We start from the raw sequence: 16,822 nt of genomic DNA, 5'->3' as shown, positions 1-16,822 counted from the left end.
AGGTGATCCGGATCGAGTTCGCCCCCGCCGACCTGTTGCGGCTCAGGTTCGCGCACAGCCCGATGGCGGAGGTCGTGGCCAGTTGCCTCGCGCTGCGGTCCCGCTCTGCGCGCCTGGTCCCCGCGTCCTGGCGGGCCAGGGCCGAGCCGCTGCTGCGGGGCCTGACCACCCTTGGCGCGCTGGTCCCCGGCCCCACCGGCTATGTGCCGGACTTCCTCACTCCCGCGCCCGTCGCCGCCCGGCCGACCCTGGAACAGGAGCTGCGGGTGGTGGCCGCCACCCCGCTCGACCGGGCCGCGTACGAGGTGGACCGGGCCTGGGCGGGGCACCGGGCGCCGGCGCAGATCGAGCGGTTCGCGGCCGACCCGGCGGCGGCGCTGGCCGCGACGGTGCGGGAGGTCAGGCGCTATTTCGCGCTGGCGATCGCGCCGAGCTGGCCGCGCCTGCGCGCGCTCGCGGAGGGCGAGCTGACCCGCCGCGGCCTGCTCGCCGCCGAGCGCGGGCCGCGGGCGTTGCTGGCGGACCTGCATCCCCGGCTGGACTGGGACGGCGAGGCGCTGCGGCTCGCGTACGCCAAGGATGGGGAGTTCGGCCTCGACGGGCACCCGCTGACCCTGCTGCCCACCGGCTTCACCGGCTCGCATGTGTACACGATGACGGACTCCCCGACCGGCAGGGCCCTGTGGTACGCGCCCGGCGGCCACGGCCGGCTGTGGGACCGGCCCGTGCCGGCCGAGCCGCCGGCGGCGTTGGCCGCCCTGCTCGGCCCGACCCGCGCGGCCGTGCTCGCTCTGCTGGCCGAGCCGTTCAGCACGGGGGAGGTCGCCGCCGCCCTTCGGCTGGCTCCGGCGACCGCCTCGCATCACCTGACCACGCTCAGGGACGCCGGCCTGGTGACCGGCGAACGGGACGGCCGCCGGTTGCGCTACCGGCGCACGGGCCTCGGCGAACAGCTCGTGGGGGAGGATCAGGCAGTAGACGGTCCGGCAACTATGTAGACCGGTCTAGTTGCATCTACTGGACCGGTCGGTCTAGTGTGATCCGCATGACGCGAAGGAACGACACGCGCGAGCGCGTCCTGCGCACGGCCGCCGGGCTCTTCCAGCGGCAGGGCTACAACGCCACGGGCCTCAACCAGGTGCTGGCGGAGAGCCGGGCGCCCAAGGGCTCGCTGTACTTCCACTTCCCGGAGGGCAAGGAGCAGCTGGCCGCCGAGGCGGTCGCCCTGTCCGGCGGCGACCTGGGGGAGCGGATCACGGCCGCCGTGTCCGCCGCCTCCGGCCCGGCCGAGGCGATCGCCCTGATCGGCGATCTGCTCGCCCACGACCTCGAGCAGTCGGAGTTTCAGGAGGGGTGTCCGGTGGCCACGGTGGCGTTGGAAGCCGCCGGTGCCAGCGAGCCCATCCGGTCGGCCTGCGACGCGGCGTACGCCTCCTGGCTGAACGGGCTGACCCGTTACCTGCGCGAGCACGATGTGGGCGAGGCCGAGGCGCTCGCCGACCTGGTGCTGTCCTCCCTGCAGGGGGCGCTGCTGCTGGCCCGCGTGCGCCGCGACACCGGCGTCATCCACTCGGTCACGCGGCGGATCGGCGCTCTGGTCGACGGCACCGTCCGGGGAAAGGGCTCCGCATGAAGATCCACCACCTCAACTGCGGCTCGATGCGGAAGATCGAGCCCGTGTATGACGACCTGGCGCCCGCGCACGCGGTGTCCCACTGCCTGCTCGTCGAGACCGACCACGACGGCCTGGTGCTGGTGGAGACCGGGCTCGGTCTCGGCGACGTACGCGACCCGGCGGGCTCGCTCGAACGGGAGTGGACGGAGATGGCCGAGCCGCTGCTCGACCCGGCCGAGACCGCCGTACGCCAGGTCGAGCGGCTCGGGTACGCCCCCGCCGACGTGCGGCACATCCTGCTGACCCACCTCGACGTCGACCACTCCGGCGGCCTGCCGGACTTCCAGCACGCCCGGGTGCACGTCCTGGAGGAGGAACTGGCCGCCGCGATGGCCGAGGCCCCCAGCCGGCGCTACCGCCCGGCGCACTGGGCCCACCGGCCGCACTGGGTGACGTACGAGCCCGGCCGGGGGGAGGAGTGGCTCGGCTTCGGCGGCGTACGGCAGCCGGAGGGGCTGCCGCCGGAGTTCCTGCTGGTGCCGCTCGGCGGGCACACCGCCGGGCACGCGGCGGTGGCCGTGCGTGACGGCGACCGGTGGCTGCTGCACGCGGGCGACGCGTACTTCCACCACGGCGAGCTGCGGGCGGGGGAGCCGCAGCCGCACCCGCTGCTGGACATCGTGCAGACCGGCTCGCAGGTCGACGCGACGCTGCGGCTGCGCAACCGCGACCGGCTGCGCGCACTCGTCCGCGACCACGCGGGCGAGGTGGAGGTCTTCTCCGCCCACGACCCCTGGGAACTGAGCCGGTACAGGATGGAGCGGTGAGGGGACAGGCTCCGCACCGGTGTCAGCCGGCGAATGAGCCGGTCCCCGGGCCCGGCCGCCGCCCGCTGAACAGGTCTTCGGACCTCCGGACGGCGGGGACCGGAACGCCGTCCTGGTCGGCCGGTCCGGCGACGACGTGACTGTCGTCGAGCGCCTCTGACCCGGCCTCAGCCCTCGGGCTCCCCGCCGTCCGGCGCGGGCAGATGGAACACCAGCGAGTGCCCCGCGCTGTCGACGACGTCGGCCAGGGTGAGGTGAAAGGTCCGCGTCCCCAGACCGGGGGCCGTGATCGTGCGGGGCCGCAGGCGCGGACCGTGGACGTGCCGCTCGTCCCACCAGCGGCGGAACTCGGGGCTGGCCTCGCTCAGGCCGGTCACCAGTGCGCTCATCCTCGGGTCGCCCGCCAGCGGCGGGTAGGCGGTGCGCAGCCGGGCGACGACGTCGAGGGCGTCGCCGTGCCAGCCGGGCAGCCGGCGCTTGGCCTCGGGGTCGGTCAGCAGCCACCACAGGATGTTCCTGCGTGCGTCCGGCAGCCGCCCGAAGTCCGTGTACCACCGCGCGGCCGCCTGGTTCCACGCCACGACGTCGCCATACCGGTTGCCGGCGTAGAGCGGCCAGGGGCCCTGCCCGGCGGCCTCGACCAGCCGCGCGACGAGGTCCCCGTCCACGACGGTTCCGTCCACAACGGATCCGTCCGCGGCGACCGGCCGGGTGCGCGCGAGCAGGTGGACGTAGCGGCGCTCGTCCTCGCTGAGACCGAGCACGCGGGCCAGGCTGTCGAGCACCGCGGGCGAGGGATTGATGTCGCGGCCCTGCTCCAGGTAGGTGTACCAGGTCGGGCTGAGGCCGGCCAGCACGGCGACCTCCTCGCGCCGCAGCCCCTTCGTCCGGCGATGGGGTCCCACGGGCAGTCCCATGTCCTGCGGCGCCACCCGGGAGCGACGGTCGCGCAGGAACCGCGCCAGCTCGCGCCTGTTGTCGTGCCCGGTCTCGCCCATCAGCCCCCCGCCGGTCGCCCGTGTCCGTCCATCATCGCGAAGCCGGCGATCCCGAAGAAGAGCCCGCCCCGCCCCACCACCGGTCCGGCACCGTGAGCACCGCGGCGGCCGCCGCCAGTGCCCCCAGGCAGACCAGGCTCGCCGCGAACGCCCTGCCGTACGCGACGGGGGAGGAGCCGCCGCCGAGGACGCCGAAGAAGACGATCCCGATCATCGCGACGCCGAGCGCCCCGGCCATCTGCTGCACGGTGGACAGCACGCCGGCGGCCGAGCCCGCGCTGCCGGAGCCGACGCCGGACAGCGCCTGCGACAGCAGCGGGGCGCCGACCATGCCGATCCCGGCTCCAGCCACCGCCATCAACCCCTCGTACAGCGGGAGGTTCACCCCCGCGCCGGCGTCCCGGGTGACCAGCGTGAGGCAGCCCTCCCCGGCGACGATGAGGACCGCGCCGGTCGTGAGCGTACGGCGGCCCAGCAGGCGGGTGAACCGCGCGGCGTTCGCCGAGGTGGCGAAGAACGCCACGCCCATCGGGAGGAACACCAGGCCGGCGCCGAGAGGGGATCGGCCCAGCCCGTCCTGCACGTACAGCGCGATGACGAGCATGAACGAGGCCATGCCGCCGTAGACCGCGAGCACGGTGGCGAGGCCGGTCAGAAACGACCGGGACCGGAACAACGACGGCTCCACCAGCGGGGTGCCGCCTGCCCGCGACAGGCGCAGCTGCTGGACCGCGAACAGGGCGAACATCACCGCGCTCGCCGCCAGCGACGCGAACGTCCAGCCCGGCCACCCCTCCTGCCTGCCCTCCACGAGCGGCACCAGCAGGAGCAGCAGGGCGGGCACGACGAGGGCCACACCCGCCAGGTCGAGCCCCCGCGCGGTCTCGGAGCGCGACTCGGGCACGAGGCGCAGCAGGAGCAGCGTGACCACGCCGACGGGCAGGTTCACCAGGAAGCAGGCGCGCCAGCCCAGGCCGAGCACGTCCGCCGCGATGAGCAGGCCGCCGAGGACCTGACCGCCGACCGTGGCCAGGCCGAGCGCGGCGCCGTACCCCGCGAACGCCCTGGGCCGGTCGCCGCCCGTGTAGGTGACGGTGATGACCGACAGGACCTGCGGGAACATCAGCGCCGCCGCGACCCCCTGGAGGACGCGGGCGGCCACGAGCATCACCGGGCCCGTCGCCAGGCCGCACAGCGCCGACGCCACGGTGAACCCCGCCAGCCCGATCGCGAACACCCTGCGCCTGCCGTACAGGTCGCCGAGACGGCCGCCGGTGATCAGGCTCGACGCGTACGCCATGCCGTATCCGGCGACCACGAACTGGATCTGCGCGTCGGTGGCGCGCAACTCGGCCTGGGCCGAGGGGATGGCGACGTTCACGATGAAGAAGTCGAGGATCGTCATGAAGGTGCCGACGAGGATCACCGGAAGGGCGAGCCAGCGGCGGCGCCCTCGCACGATTGTCCCGGCCGGTTCCGTAACGAGAGAGGACATGCTTCGTCTCCTGGTCTGGTGGGGGAGTCCCGGTCAGAGCCTCCCCGGCCGCGGCGGGGAGGGCCAGAATCGGCCGATGCCGGTATCGCGAGTGCCACCATCCGCGGGCGCGGGCCGGGCGCCGCCGATTCCGGAGCGCGGCCCGCGGCGCGGTAACCTCAACCGTCCACCGCTGTTTGGGAGCCCGGATGGCCTGCACGTACAACCGCACCACGACGACCCGCGCCCGCGCCGGCCGGGAGGCCCGGCGATGAGCGCCGTCACGAGTGAGGCGGCGCGCCGCCGCACGTTCGCGGTGATCAGCCACCCGGACGCCGGAAAGTCCACGATGACCGAGGCGCTCGCCCTGCACGCCTCCGCCATCACCCAGGCGGGCGCCGTGCACGGCAAGGCCGGCCGGCGGGGCGTGACGTCCGACTGGATGGAGATGGAGCGGGCCCGCGGCATCTCCATCACCTCGGCCGCGCTGCGGTTCGACTACCGCGACCACGTGTTCAACCTGGTGGACACGCCCGGCCACGCGGACTTCTCCGAGGACACCTATCGCGTGCTGGCCGCGGTCGACTGCGCGGTCATGCTGCTCGACGCGGCCAAGGGCATGGAGCCGCAGACCATGAAGCTGTTCGAGGTCTGCCGCCACCGCCGCATCCCCGTCATCACTTTCGTCAACAAGTGGGACCGGCCCGGCCGCGAACCGCTGGAGCTGCTCGACGAGATCGAGGAGCGCACCGGCCTGCGTCCCACGCCGATCACCTGGCCGATCGGCACCGCGGGGAACTTCCACGGCGTGGTCGACCGGCTGGCCGGCCGCATCGTCCGCTACACCCGCACTCCCGGCGGCGCCACCAAGGCCCTGGAGACCGATCTGACCCCCGAGCAGGCCGCGGCCGAACTCGGCGCCGACTGGACCCGTGCGGGGGAGGAGGCCGACCTGCTCGCCGCGATCGGCGCCGAGCACGACCAGAAGGCGTTCGAGGCGCACGAGTCCACGCCGGTGCTGTTCGGCGCGGCGCTGTCCAATTTCGGCGTGGCCCGGCTGCTTGACGTGCTCGTCGACCTCGCCCCCGCCCCCGCGCCCCGGGCGGACGTCGAGGGCGCGGCCCAGCCGCTGGACGCGCCGTTCTCCGGCCTGGTCTTCAAGGTGCAGGCCAACATGGACCCCGCCCACCGCGACCGCATCGCGTTCGTCCGGGTCTGCTCGGGCCGGTTCGAGCGCGGCATGGTGCTCACCCACGCCGCCACCGGCCGCCCGTTCGCCACCAAGTACGCCCAGTCGGTGTTCGGCCAGGAACGCGCCACCATCGACGAGGCGTACCCCGGTGACGTGGTGGGGCTGGTCAACGCCACCGCGCTGCGGCCGGGAGACACCCTTTACGAGGGCAAGCCGGTGGAGTTTCCGCCCATCCCCAGCTTCGCCCCCGAGCACTTCGCCGTCGCACGCTCCCGCAGCACGGCCAAGGCCAAGCAGTTCCGCCGCGGCATCGACCAGCTCGACGGCGAGGGGGTGATCCAGGTGCTGCGCTCCGACCTGCGCGGCGACCAGGCCCCCGTGCTCGCGGCGGTCGGGCCCATGCAGTTCGAGGTCGTGCAACACCGCCTGGCCACCGAGTTCGGCGCGGAGATCGTCCTCGACCGGCTGGAATACACGCTCGCCCTCCGCACCGACGCCGAGTCCGCCGAGGTGCTGCGGCGCCAGCGCGGCGCGGAGGTGCTGACCCGCAGCCGCGACCAGGCACTGCTCGCCGTTTTCGCCGACCAGTGGCGCATGCGCTCGATCCAGCGCGAACACGCGGGCCTGACCCTGGAACCGCTCATCGCCGGTCAGGGGCTGCCCGGCGCGACCGCCTGACCGCGATATCCGCCACACCCGGGTTTGTGCCGTCGTCCCGGACGATCGCTCATCCTTCCGGGGCGAGGCCGGCGTAAGCCCGGCAGTCCGCCCGCGTCATGGGCGCGACGGCCAGGCGTGCCAGGTCGCCGTTCCTCATGGCCGCAGTCTGCCTGCCGCCACCGACATTCCGTCCGCCGGCGGAGTGCCGGTCATGATCTGTCGGTCCTGATCTGTAGCGTCCCGGGCCATGGCTGATGCGGTGCTGGCGTACTCCTATGTGCGCTCTTCGGAGCTGGACCTGTCCTCCGGTCTGCTCGACCTGTCCACCTCGGGAGGCGTGACCCCCAGCGGACCGGCTTCCCATCCCGCGTTCTTCAGCGGGCTGCTGACTCGGGCGGCGCCGGCGGCGGCCGGACTGCTCGGAGTCGCCGATGTGGCCCGGGCCCGCTACTACGACGCCCGCCCCACCGGGATCGTGCGCGATCCGGTCGTGACGTGCAACGGCGACCGGTTGCGCTTCGAGTCCTTCTCCGCCTGCGGCGGCGTGTACGCCCGGCTGGACGTGCTGCAGCAGGGCCTCGACGGCGAGGTGGTCGAGCTGGGCACGACCAACGTGGACGTCAACGACCCGCTGCGGCGGGCGCTGGTCCGGGTGGGCGGCGGCGATCCTCTGCATCTGCGGGTCGGCGCCGAGGAACTGGTGGCCACCACGCTCGATGGCGCGGTGGTGGAGAAGAAGGTGCCGCTGCCCGAGCGGTGGGTGCGCGGCTTCGCGGAGGTGCAGGTCATCGCATCGGGGTTCGACCTGCGCGCGGAGACGACCGGGCCGGAGGCGGTGCGTTTCCTGCGGTCGCTGCCCAGGCGCGGGGTGCTGTGGGCGGTGCCCGCCGGAAGGTCGCTGCGTCTGTCGGCCCGTCCGGCGGCGGGCGCCGTCTGCCTGCCCGGCCCCGAACGGCTGGCCAGCCTGCTCCCTCTGCTGCGTTTCGCCACCGGCCTGAGGGTGTACGGCCCGGCAGTCCCCGCGCACGGCCTTCCGGTCGCGAGCGCGTGGGAGCTGGAGCTCCCCGGCATGCGCTACGTGCTGACCCTGTCGCCGGAGGCCCGCAGAGGGTTTTCCGGGGAGGGCGCGGTGCTGGGCGACCTGGCCACCGCGCACGCGGAGGAGGACGCCGGCCTGGTCGGGGCAATGCTGTCGTTCGAGCCCCGCCTGGACGCCGACCTGCTGGCGGAGCGATCCGGGTTGCCCAGGAACCGGCTCCGCGCCGCGCTGACCCAGCTCGGCACGGCGGGACGGGTCGGCTACGACGTGGCGGAGGCGGCGCACTTCCATCGTGAGCTTCCCTACGACCCCGGCCGGGTGGCGGCGATGAATCCGCGGCTGAAGGCGGCCCGGGACCTGGTGAAGCGGGGAGCCGTCCGCTTCACCGCGCCGGACACGGCGGTGGTGGGGGAGCGGCGGGTGCGGCTTACCTCGGACGGCCCGGTCTGCACGTGCCCCTGGTACGCCGACTTCCGGGGCAGCCGCGGCCCGTGCAAGCACGTCCTGGCCGCCCAGCAGGTGCGCGACCAGGGCGGGGCGGCTCCGGAGGGCGGCGCGCGATGAATCCCTGGAAGGAGGTGGCTAGCCGCATCGAGGCGGGCGACGACACGGAGATGGCGCGCTTCCTGGCCACCCTCGACGAGGATGGCCGGCGGGCGGTCGCCGCGCGGCTCCCCGGATACCTGTCCGAGCGGCTGGCCCAGGGGTGGGAGGGCCAACTCTGGATCCAGAATCAGACGGAGATGTTCCGCCTCGCGGGGGCCGCCTGCCTGAGCGGTGCGGCGCAGGTCGCGGCCTGGCTGAACCGGCGTGACCTGCGCTGGGTGCGCCGGCCCGAGGCCGACGCCGCCCGCATCCTGGCGCTGATCGGGGACCGGCCGGCCACATGGCGCGAGGACTTGGCCGTCCGGCTGGTGGAGCGGCTGCGGTCGCCGTCGAGGTCCGCGTCGCGGCTGCTGGACAGCGGTGTCCCGGGGTGGGACCTGGCGGCGGGCCTGGTGCTGGAGACGGGTGCCGAGCCGCCGGACAACGACGCGTTCACCGTCGGGTGGCTGTGGCGGCTGATCGGGCGTCACGGAGCGAACCAGGGCACCCTGGACGCGCTCGCCGTGGACCCGCTGCTCGGCCGTCTGCTCCCCCGGGTGTTCCGGGCCGCGGGCGTCGCGGCGGCGCTGACCTGGGATCTGGTCCGGAACCGCGACCAGGGCGTCGTCGCCGCCCTGGTCGCGCTCGCCGAGAAGGGCCGGGTGCCGCGCGGGGTGCTCGTCGGCGGATGCGTGGAGCGGTTCCTGGCGGGTGGCGGCGCCGAGGAGATCGCCCCGTTCGCGACGCTGTGGCGCAGGCTGCGGCCCGAGCCGGAGGAGATTCCCGCCGTCGAGTTCGTCCGGCTCCTGCCGTCGGCCGCGCCGCCGCTCGTCGAGCTCGTGCTGGAGGAGCTGAGCCGCCTCGACGAGGCGGGCCTGCTGGGTGACGAGTCGTTCGGTGAGGCGGTCGAGGCGCTGGCGTTCCGGCCGGAGAAGAAGTACGTCACGGCCGCCCTGCGGTGGATCGCCGGCGCCGCGCCGTCCAGGGCCGACGCCGCGGAAGTGGCGCTGGCGGCCGTGCTCGACCAGGACACCCCCGCGCTGCGGGACCGGGCCGTGCGCCTGGCGGTCAAATTCGCCCCGCACGCGTCCGGCCCGGCCCTCGACGCGGTCCGTACGGCGGCCTCCCGGCTTCCCGCCGACTTGCGGGAGAAGATCGCGGCCGTCGCCGGTGTGGTGGAGGCCGACGAGCCGCCGCCGATGACCCCGGCCGCTCTGGTGGTGAACCCGCTGCCCGCCCTGCCGGCGACGCTCGGCTCGCCCGGCGAACTGGCCTGGGAGATCGAGGCGCTGGACTGGCGGACCGGGCAGCCGCAGTTCGAGAGCATCCTCGCCGCGCTCGTCGAGCTGACGCACCGTGACAGGGACGCCGTGTCGCAGGCACTGCGGCCGTGGTGCGACAAGCGCTGGCGCCGGCCGTTCGACCCGGCCACCTACGTGTACGGCATCAGCGGCTTCGGGCGGAACACCCACGCGCTGCTGATGCGGTGCGCGCTGGCGGTCGTCGCGCCCGCCGACAGCAGGAAGCTCTCGGCTCTGCTCGCGGGCTACCACCGCAGCCATCCCGAGTATGAGCCGGCGATCCAGCTGCTGGTCCAGCGCCGGCTGCGGGAAGTCGTCGAGATGCTGGAGAGGGGCCGCAGTGTGGCGGTGCTGCTGGCCACACCGACCGCCCCCACCGGCCACGTCGATGCGGAAATCCTGGTCGAGCGGATGGAGCGCCTGGAGGGCGCCGAGCCGCTGCAGGCCGACTTCCACCAGGCGCTCCTCCGGCTGCCGCGCGAGATCGAGTCACGGGCCGTCGTACGTGCCGAAGGACTGACCTCACAGGCGGGCCGGGTCCTGGCGGAGTGGCTGCGGCGGGGCGGGCTGCCCGACCCCGAGGTGATCGTGGAAATGGAGGCGGCGCAGCGGCCGGACGCGGACAGCGGCCCGGACCACTACGGGGAGGTGTTCGTCGAGATCACGCCACCGGCCGGTGTTCCCCGGCCCGTCGCCGAACTCTGCACCGGGTCGCGGCGCATCCTGCACGACGCCGGGGAGGCGTTGTGGTGGCCGGCCGTCATGCCCTCCCACCGTGAGGTCGTCGCCGCCCACCTGCTGGAGACCCTCGCCCTCGGCATCGACGACACCCGGGGCGGGGGCCACGTCCTCGCCGCGCTTGCGCACGGCGACGGGCCGGTGGGCCCGGCCACCGCGAGCGCGCTCGCCATCGGGATGGGGAACAGGCATCCCGGCCAGCGGGCCGCGGCCGTCGACGCCCTCATCACCCTGGCGGCACGCGGACACCTACCGGCGGGAGATCTCGGCCGGGCCGTCGCGGGGCTGGCCGACGCGGGCCTGGTCAAGCTGAACCGCATCACCTCCGCGCTGGACGAGGCGACGACGGCGGGCGCCCACGCGCAGGTGTGGCGGGCTCTCCTCACGGCGCTGCCTCCGCTGCTTCCCCGCACGGGGGACAGGCCCCGGGCCGGGCTCGGGGAGCTGCTCGCGGTCGCGGTGAAGGCGGCCGCCCTCAGCGGAGAGCGCGGCGACGTCCCCGGGCTGGCCGAAACGGCGGCGCGCGGGGGATCCAGCCGGCTGGTCCAGGAGGCCCGCCGCCTTCAGCGGCAGGTGAGCCGATGAGCTTCTGGGCCGCGATCACCCGGCGAGCCGTGCAGCCGCCCGGGTTGGCCGACAGCATCAGGGCGGGCGACGCGGATAGGACGGCCGATCTGCTCGAACGGGCGGGCGACGAGGCGAAGCGCCCACTGGCGGGGCACCTGCGGACGTTCGCCGCACAGGGCGGGCTCGGGAGGGGATGGTGGGACGGCCCACCGCATGACCCGCAGGCGCCCGCGCTTCGAGCGGCCGCCGCGGCCTGTTTCGACACCGCGGCCGAGGTCGCGGACTGGCTCACGCGTCCCAGCCTGTGGTTGTTCGAAGGGCACCAGGACGACGCCCGCCGCATCGCCCGCCTGCTGCGCGACAGGCCGGCGCGGTGGCGGGCGGAACTCGTCCGCCGCCTGGCGGAAGAGCATGTGTGGAGGGACGAGGCCGACGGCGGACGGGCGCACCGCCTGTCGGCGTGGTTTCCGGCGGCCCGCCTGGCGGAAGAGGACGGCATCGAGCCGCCCGGCGATGCCACCTTCGTGCTGGGCTGGTTGTATGCCGTGGCCGACCGCGGCGGCGATGTCGCCGATGAGCGGCTGACCCGTCATCTGGCCGGGAGCCTGCTGCGCGGCAGAGGCCTGGCGGCGCGGCTACGCGGCGCGGGAGACCCGGTCGCCGCGTGGGCCGCCGCGGTCGCGCGCCGGGCAGGCGACGGCGTGCTCGAGCGCGGCGCCTTGCTGGAAGGCTGCGCCGGCGCGTTCTACGACGGTGAGACCCGGCCGTTCACCGACCTCTACGCCGCCCTGCGGCCGAACCCGCGGGAGATCCCCGTCGGAGATCTGGTGCGGCTGGTGCCCACCGCCCCGGGACCGGTCGTTCAGCTCGCGGTGACCGAGCTGCGGCGTGCGGACGCCGCAGGGCTGCTTGCCGACGAGCTGTTCGCCGAGGCGACCGAGACGCTGATGTTCCGTCCGGAGAAGAAACACGTCCGGGCGGCTCTCACCTGGGCGGAGGCCGGCACCCGCGGCCGGCCGGGGCGGACCGGCGCCGCTCTGCGAGCGGTGACCGCGGCCTTCGGCAGCGTTCACCGCGACATCGCCGAACGCGCCGCCGCGGCGGCGTCACGGCTGGCCGCCCGCGCGGACGAGGACGGTCATGCCGCCGTCCGCGCGGCGGCAGACGCTCTCCCCGCCGATCTGCGGGACCGGCTGGCTCCGGTCTTCCGCCTGGACGCTCCGCCCGTCCCCGTGCCGGTCGCCCTGCCGGCCCCGCCGGTCGAGGGGGCCGATCCGGTCCCTGCCGTCGAGTCGCCGGAGGAGCTCGCCGAGCTGGTCGTCACCGCGCGGGACCCGCTGACGGTCGAGCGGCTGCTCGCCGGGCTGGTGACGCTCGTCCACCGCGACCGTGAGGCGGTGCGCGCGGTCGTCGAGCCGGTGCTCCGCGCGGACTGGCCGGCCCTGTTCGACGCCGAGCCCGCCGCCCTCGGCATCGGCGGGATGGACGAGGACCCGCGTCTGCTGACGGTCCGCGCCGTGCTCGCCGCGGTGGCGCCCGAGACCGCCAGAAGGTTTCGCGAAGGGGTGAGGTCCTACCCTCCCCATGAGTGGGACCCGGTGCCCGACACGCTCGTCGTGACGCGCCTGAGAGAGGTCGTCCGTGCGCTCGAGACCGCGCACGTGCCGGTCCTGCTGGCCACGCCCACCGTCGAGTCCGGGCACATCGACCCGATGACGCTGGTCGAGCGCATGGAGCGGCTCGAAGCGGCCGGCGCAGAGCCACTGGACGCCGACTTTCAGCAGGCGCTCCTGCGACTGCCGCGGACGATCCCCCCGGCGGCGGCCGTCCGGGCAGGGACGCTGACATCGGCCGCCGGGTGGGAACTCGCGGCGTGGCTGCGGCGGGGCGGGCTCGCCGACCCGGTGAGCGGCCACCGGGTTGTGCGGCTCCCCTTGTATGAAGGCTCCGCCACGGTCGTCACACGGGTCTTCCCTGTCGTGCGGCCCCGCGAGGAGGACCTGCCGGACCTCGTCCGGCGCATGTGCGTGGTCGAGCCCGCCGACGCCGTGAACCTCGCTTCCCAGAGGATGGACTGGTGGCCCCTGCTCATGCCGTCGCACCGGGAGGTGATCACCGCCTGGATCCTGCCGCGGCTGCCCCCGCTGGTCGGATCCCGCCGGGCCGATCTGGCGCCGCTTCACCGGCTGGCCTGCGGGCAGGGACCGGTGGGCGGAGTGACCGCCGCCGTGCTCGCCCACGGTCTGGGATGTGAGGACGACGGCGCGCGGGGCGTCGCGGTCGACGCGCTGCTGGTCCACGCCGCCCGCGGCGACCTCGACGGCGGCGACCTCGGAGGGTTCCTGTCCGTCCTGGCCGCGGCTGACATGGTCAGGCTCGGCCGCGTCGTCACCGCTCTCGGCGACGCCCTGGCGGCGGGTGCGCATGCTCAGGTCTGGGCCGCCGCCGCGCGCATGCTCGCCGAACTCCTGCCCGAAGGCCGGGAGCGGCCTCGCACCGGCATGACCGGCCTGCTCGGGATCGCCGCGACCGCCGCCTCCCTCACCGGAGCCCGTTCACCGATTCCACGGCTGGCCGCGGTCGCGCGGCGGGCCGGCGACGGTGCCTTCGTCAGAGAGGCCCGGCGCCTCCAGGAGCTGATCGCCGTAAGTGAGGAGACCCCATGAGCTCGGGCGTTCCGCCGGTCATCCCACGCGGCGTAGCGCCTCGGGCGTGAGGTCCTTCAGGGTGGGATATCCGTCGACCGCCATGATGAGGTCCGCTTCGGCCAGTATGGAGCGCAGCACGTGCACCACCCCGTCGACGCCGCCGACCGCCAGCGCGTACGCGTACGGACGACCGATCCCCACCGCGGTGGCGCCCAGCGCCAGCGCCTTGATGACGTCGGCGCCGCTGCGTACGCCCGAGTCGAACAGGACCGGCAGCCCGTCGGCGGCGTCGAGCACGCCGGGCAGGCACTCCAGGGAGGGCAGCCCTCCGTTGGCCTGCCGTCCACCGTGATTGGAACAGTAGACGGCGTCCGCGCCGTGGTCCTTGGCACGGCGGACGTCGTCGGGGTGGCAGATGCCCTTGAGCATCAGCGGCAGCCCGGTCTGCGAGCGAAGCCAGTCCAGGTCGTCCCACCTGAACGGTCCACCGAAGATGGGCAGCGTGCGCACCGCGGCCTCCGTGGCGTCCTCGCCGGGGCGCAGTCTCCTCCGGAACACGGGATCGCTGGTGTAATTGCTCAGGCATCCGCTGGGCACCTGCGGGTAGTTCGAGCCGCGCAGGTCGCGGGGCCGCCAGCCGGTGACCCAGGTGTCGAGGGTGACGGCGATGCCCTTGAAACCCGCCGCCTCGGCCCGGTGCACCAGGCTCGCGGCCAGGTCCCGATCGGGGGCCGTGTAGAGCTGGAAGAATCCCGGCGTGTCTCCGAGCACCGCGGCCACGTCTTCCATGGGATCCGCGGAAAGGGTCGCCGCGAAGAACGGAACGCCCGTCCGGACGGAGGCCCGCGCGCATGCGAGATCGCCGTGCTCGTCCTGGGCACACACGCCGATCACACCGATCGGCGCCATGAACACCGGCGCGGGCAGCTTCACCCCGAACAACTCGATCGACATGTCGCGCTCGGTGGGAGCGACCAACATACGCGGATACAAGCCCCAGCGTGAGAACGCCTCGCAGTTGGCCCTCTGGGTGTGCTCGTCACCGGCGCCGCCGGCCACATACCCCCAGACCTTCGGTTTCATCGCGGCCGACGCCCTGTCTTCCAGCTCCGCGAATGTCATGGGATACGGCGGCTGATGGCCGGTCCGTCCCTGGGCGTACAGCTCATTCTGGTATTCGGCGAAATTCATACGAGCGCGTTACCCGGGGGAGGGTGCATTACCCGAGCCGAGCGGCCAAGCAAAAGCCAACTATGTGAAAAAGGGCCAGGGACAACGTAAGCAGTTCCTCATCGCAGGGAGACCGTGACGCCGCCGGAGAAGAGCGAGTCGTGCAGTTCGACGGCCTTGAGGGTCAGGCCCTTCGGCACGTCGAAGAGCAGGAAGCCTTTGACGCTGTTGCCCGGGTTGATGTTCTCCAGGAACGCGTTGGAGTCCTGCAGCCAGACGGCCGCGCCGGAGTCGGCGTCGAACGTGCGGCCCTTGGTGTCGATGAGCTTCTGCGCGGAATCGGTGAACATCTGGGCCTCGTCGCCGATGTTCTTCACCGTCAGGTGCACCAGGACGTACTGCCCCTGGGCCTTGTGGACCGTGAAGCCCTCGCCGACCTGGGACAGCCCCTTCTCCACCTTGGTGACCTTGAAGGCGAATCTGCCGTCCTTCACGACCTCGCCCACTCCGGGTGCGACCTGGGTTTTCCGGGGCTTGGCCGCGTGTGTGGTCTTCGCGGAACCTTCCGTGAGGCTGACCTCGGAGTCGCCGCCGCGGCCGCCGAGAACGACGCCGACGACGATCAGGATCATGAGCACGGCCGCGCCGACGAGCACGGCCTTCAGACAGCCGTTGCCCTTCTTCTGCACGATCACGGTCGGCTGGTAGTGCTGCGCCGGGGGCTGGGGGTGGGGCTGCTGTGGGTACTGCTGCGGATTCTGGTGCACCGGACAGGCTCTCCTTCCTCTCCGCCACACGTTGGCGACGGGCATGATCAGTAGAGCACATGTGAACGCTACACACAAGCTATCTGTCTCAGAGCTTTGCCTTGCTCGTTATGCGGTGGTCCTGGCGCTCACTGCGGACGATCTGGTTGAATCACGCACACGAGCCTCACGGAGGATGCATGTCGCCTCTCCGCGTTCTGGCCCGAACCGGGTGCATGCGTGGGATGACCGGCGCCGGTGGTGACCAGGCTTGGGGCTGCTTCGGTGGACCTGCTCGGCCACCGGTACGCCGCGTCCGTGTGAAGGCCGGTCAGCGCGAAAGGGCGGTCAGCCGGACAGCGCCAGCAGCAGGTCGGCGGCGGCGGGGCGGGTGCGGGGGTCCTTGTTCAGGGCGGCGGCGAGCGGCCGCCGCAGCGCGGCGGGCAGCGGGGCGAGGTCGGGGGAGTGCTCCATGATCTGCTGGGAGACCGCGAAGACCGACGGCCCGTCGAACGGCAGCCTGCCGCTGGCGGCGTAGTACATCGTGCTGCCCCAGCTGAACACGTCGGAGGCCGGACCGGCCTGCTCACCGAGCACCTGCTCGGGGGACATGAAGGCAGGCGTCCCCTTCGTCCCGGCGCTCGTGGTGAGCCGGTCCATCGCCCTCGCGATGCCGAAGTCGATCACACGCGGGCCGTCGGCTCCCAGCAGCACGTTGGCGGGCTTGAAGTCCCGGTGCACGATGCCCGCGTTGTGGATTCCGCGTAACGCGGCCAGCGTCGAGATGGACAGCCTGGTGAGGCTGTCGGGATTGCGCGGGCCCTGCTCCCTGACGAGCCGTTCGAGAGAGGGGCCGTGGACGTACTCGCTCACGATGTAGGCCAGGTCGCCCTCGACGCCGACGTCGATGACCTGGGCGGTCGCGAACGACGGCACGCGCCGGGCGGCGAGCGCCTCTTTGACGAAGGCGTCCCGCTCACCCAGGTCCGGCCCGATCCTGATGTGCAGGATCTTGACCGCCACCTGCTGCCCGTCCGGCGCCTGGCCGAGGTAGACCGTCCCCTGCCCGCCCTCGCCGACCTTCGTGAGCAGCGCGTACGGCCCCACCCAGGCCACGCCGGCACTACGGCCGGACGCCGGATGCGGGCCGCCGGTGACGTACTGGGAGTACGCGCCGGAGGCGTGCGGCACTGGCCAGGTCGGGGGAGTCGCCGGGGCACGGTAGGCCGGCGGACTGCCATAAGCCCGCGGAGCGGCATAGG

At 73.5% G+C, this 16,822-nt stretch carries 12 protein-coding genes; 7 read left to right on the top strand and 5 right to left on the bottom strand.

The features are described from left to right. Positions 1-2: 2 nt before the first annotated feature. The 3 genes from ACQPZZ_RS20940 to ACQPZZ_RS20930 are packed head-to-tail and all read left to right on the top strand — an operon-like array spanning position 3 to position 2,442. Positions 3-998: an ArsR/SmtB family transcription factor gene (locus ACQPZZ_RS20940; protein WP_432920699.1), complete on the top strand. Its 996-nt coding sequence runs from the start codon at positions 3-5 to the stop codon at positions 996-998. 47 nt (positions 999-1,045) lie between these two features. Then, positions 1,046-1,633, top strand: a complete 588-nt coding sequence (locus tag ACQPZZ_RS20935) for a TetR/AcrR family transcriptional regulator (protein WP_432920696.1) — start codon at positions 1,046-1,048, stop codon at positions 1,631-1,633. Continuing rightward, positions 1,630-2,442, top strand: coding sequence for an MBL fold metallo-hydrolase (locus ACQPZZ_RS20930; protein WP_432920693.1), 813 nt, complete (start codon positions 1,630-1,632; stop codon positions 2,440-2,442). Before ACQPZZ_RS20935 ends, ACQPZZ_RS20930 begins: the two co-directional genes overlap by 4 nt. Positions 2,443-2,609: 167 nt before the next feature. Here the strand turns inward: ACQPZZ_RS20930 and ACQPZZ_RS20925 are convergent, their stop codons facing one another. Together ACQPZZ_RS20925 and ACQPZZ_RS20920 are read right to left on the bottom strand one after the other, a co-directional pair. Next, on the bottom strand, positions 2,610-3,440 hold the full coding sequence (locus ACQPZZ_RS20925; RefSeq protein WP_432920690.1) for a helix-turn-helix transcriptional regulator: 831 nt from the start codon (positions 3,438-3,440) through the stop codon (positions 2,610-2,612). Positions 3,441-3,471: 31 nt separating this feature from the next. Further along, positions 3,472-4,935, bottom strand: a complete 1,464-nt coding sequence (locus tag ACQPZZ_RS20920) for an MFS transporter (RefSeq protein WP_432920687.1) — start codon at positions 4,933-4,935, stop codon at positions 3,472-3,474. A gap of 250 nt (positions 4,936-5,185) precedes the next feature. Here ACQPZZ_RS20920 and ACQPZZ_RS20915 point away from each other — a divergent pair, with 250 nt between their 5' ends. The 4 genes from ACQPZZ_RS20915 to ACQPZZ_RS20900 all read left to right on the top strand — a co-directional run bounded on the left by ACQPZZ_RS20915 (position 5,186) and on the right by ACQPZZ_RS20900 (position 13,662). After that, a complete protein-coding gene (locus ACQPZZ_RS20915) occupies positions 5,186-6,784 on the top strand; it encodes a peptide chain release factor 3 (RefSeq protein ID WP_432920684.1) in 1,599 nt (532 codons plus the stop codon). Positions 6,785-7,013: 229 nt separating this feature from the next. Continuing rightward, positions 7,014-8,369, top strand: a complete 1,356-nt coding sequence (locus ACQPZZ_RS20910; RefSeq protein ID WP_432920681.1) for an SWIM zinc finger family protein — start codon at positions 7,014-7,016, stop codon at positions 8,367-8,369. A 14-nt stretch (positions 8,370-8,383) separates the two neighbouring features. After that, positions 8,384-11,014 (top strand): hypothetical protein, encoded by a 2,631-nt coding sequence (locus tag ACQPZZ_RS20905; protein WP_432920678.1) that lies wholly within the window; start codon positions 8,384-8,386, stop codon positions 11,012-11,014. Further along, complete coding sequence (locus ACQPZZ_RS20900) at positions 11,011-13,662, top strand: DUF6493 family protein (RefSeq protein WP_432920675.1); 2,652 nt, start codon at positions 11,011-11,013, stop codon at positions 13,660-13,662. The genes ACQPZZ_RS20905 and ACQPZZ_RS20900 overlap by 4 nt, the downstream gene beginning before the upstream one ends. 18 nt (positions 13,663-13,680) lie before the next feature. On the opposite strand, the gene ACQPZZ_RS20895 is transcribed toward ACQPZZ_RS20900, so the two are convergent. From ACQPZZ_RS20895 to ACQPZZ_RS20885, 3 genes are all read right to left on the bottom strand, one after another. Next, positions 13,681-14,835: an alpha-hydroxy-acid oxidizing protein gene (locus ACQPZZ_RS20895; protein ID WP_432920672.1), complete on the bottom strand. Its 1,155-nt coding sequence runs from the start codon at positions 14,833-14,835 to the stop codon at positions 13,681-13,683. 98 nt (positions 14,836-14,933) lie between these two features. Further along, positions 14,934-15,581 (bottom strand): DUF4352 domain-containing protein, encoded by a 648-nt coding sequence (locus ACQPZZ_RS20890; RefSeq protein WP_432920669.1) that lies wholly within the window; start codon positions 15,579-15,581, stop codon positions 14,934-14,936. Between the two features lie 327 nt (positions 15,582-15,908). After that, positions 15,909-16,751 (bottom strand): serine/threonine-protein kinase, encoded by an 843-nt coding sequence (locus ACQPZZ_RS20885; RefSeq protein WP_432920666.1) that lies wholly within the window; start codon positions 16,749-16,751, stop codon positions 15,909-15,911. Between the last annotated feature and the right edge of the window lie 71 nt (positions 16,752-16,822).

This window comes from Microbispora sp. CA-135349, assembly GCF_050947365.1.
Classification (GTDB): Bacteria; Actinomycetota; Actinomycetes; order Streptosporangiales; family Streptosporangiaceae; genus Microbispora.
The sequence above is the reverse complement of the archived record's forward strand: the minus strand, read 5'-3'. Positions and strand labels throughout refer to the sequence as shown.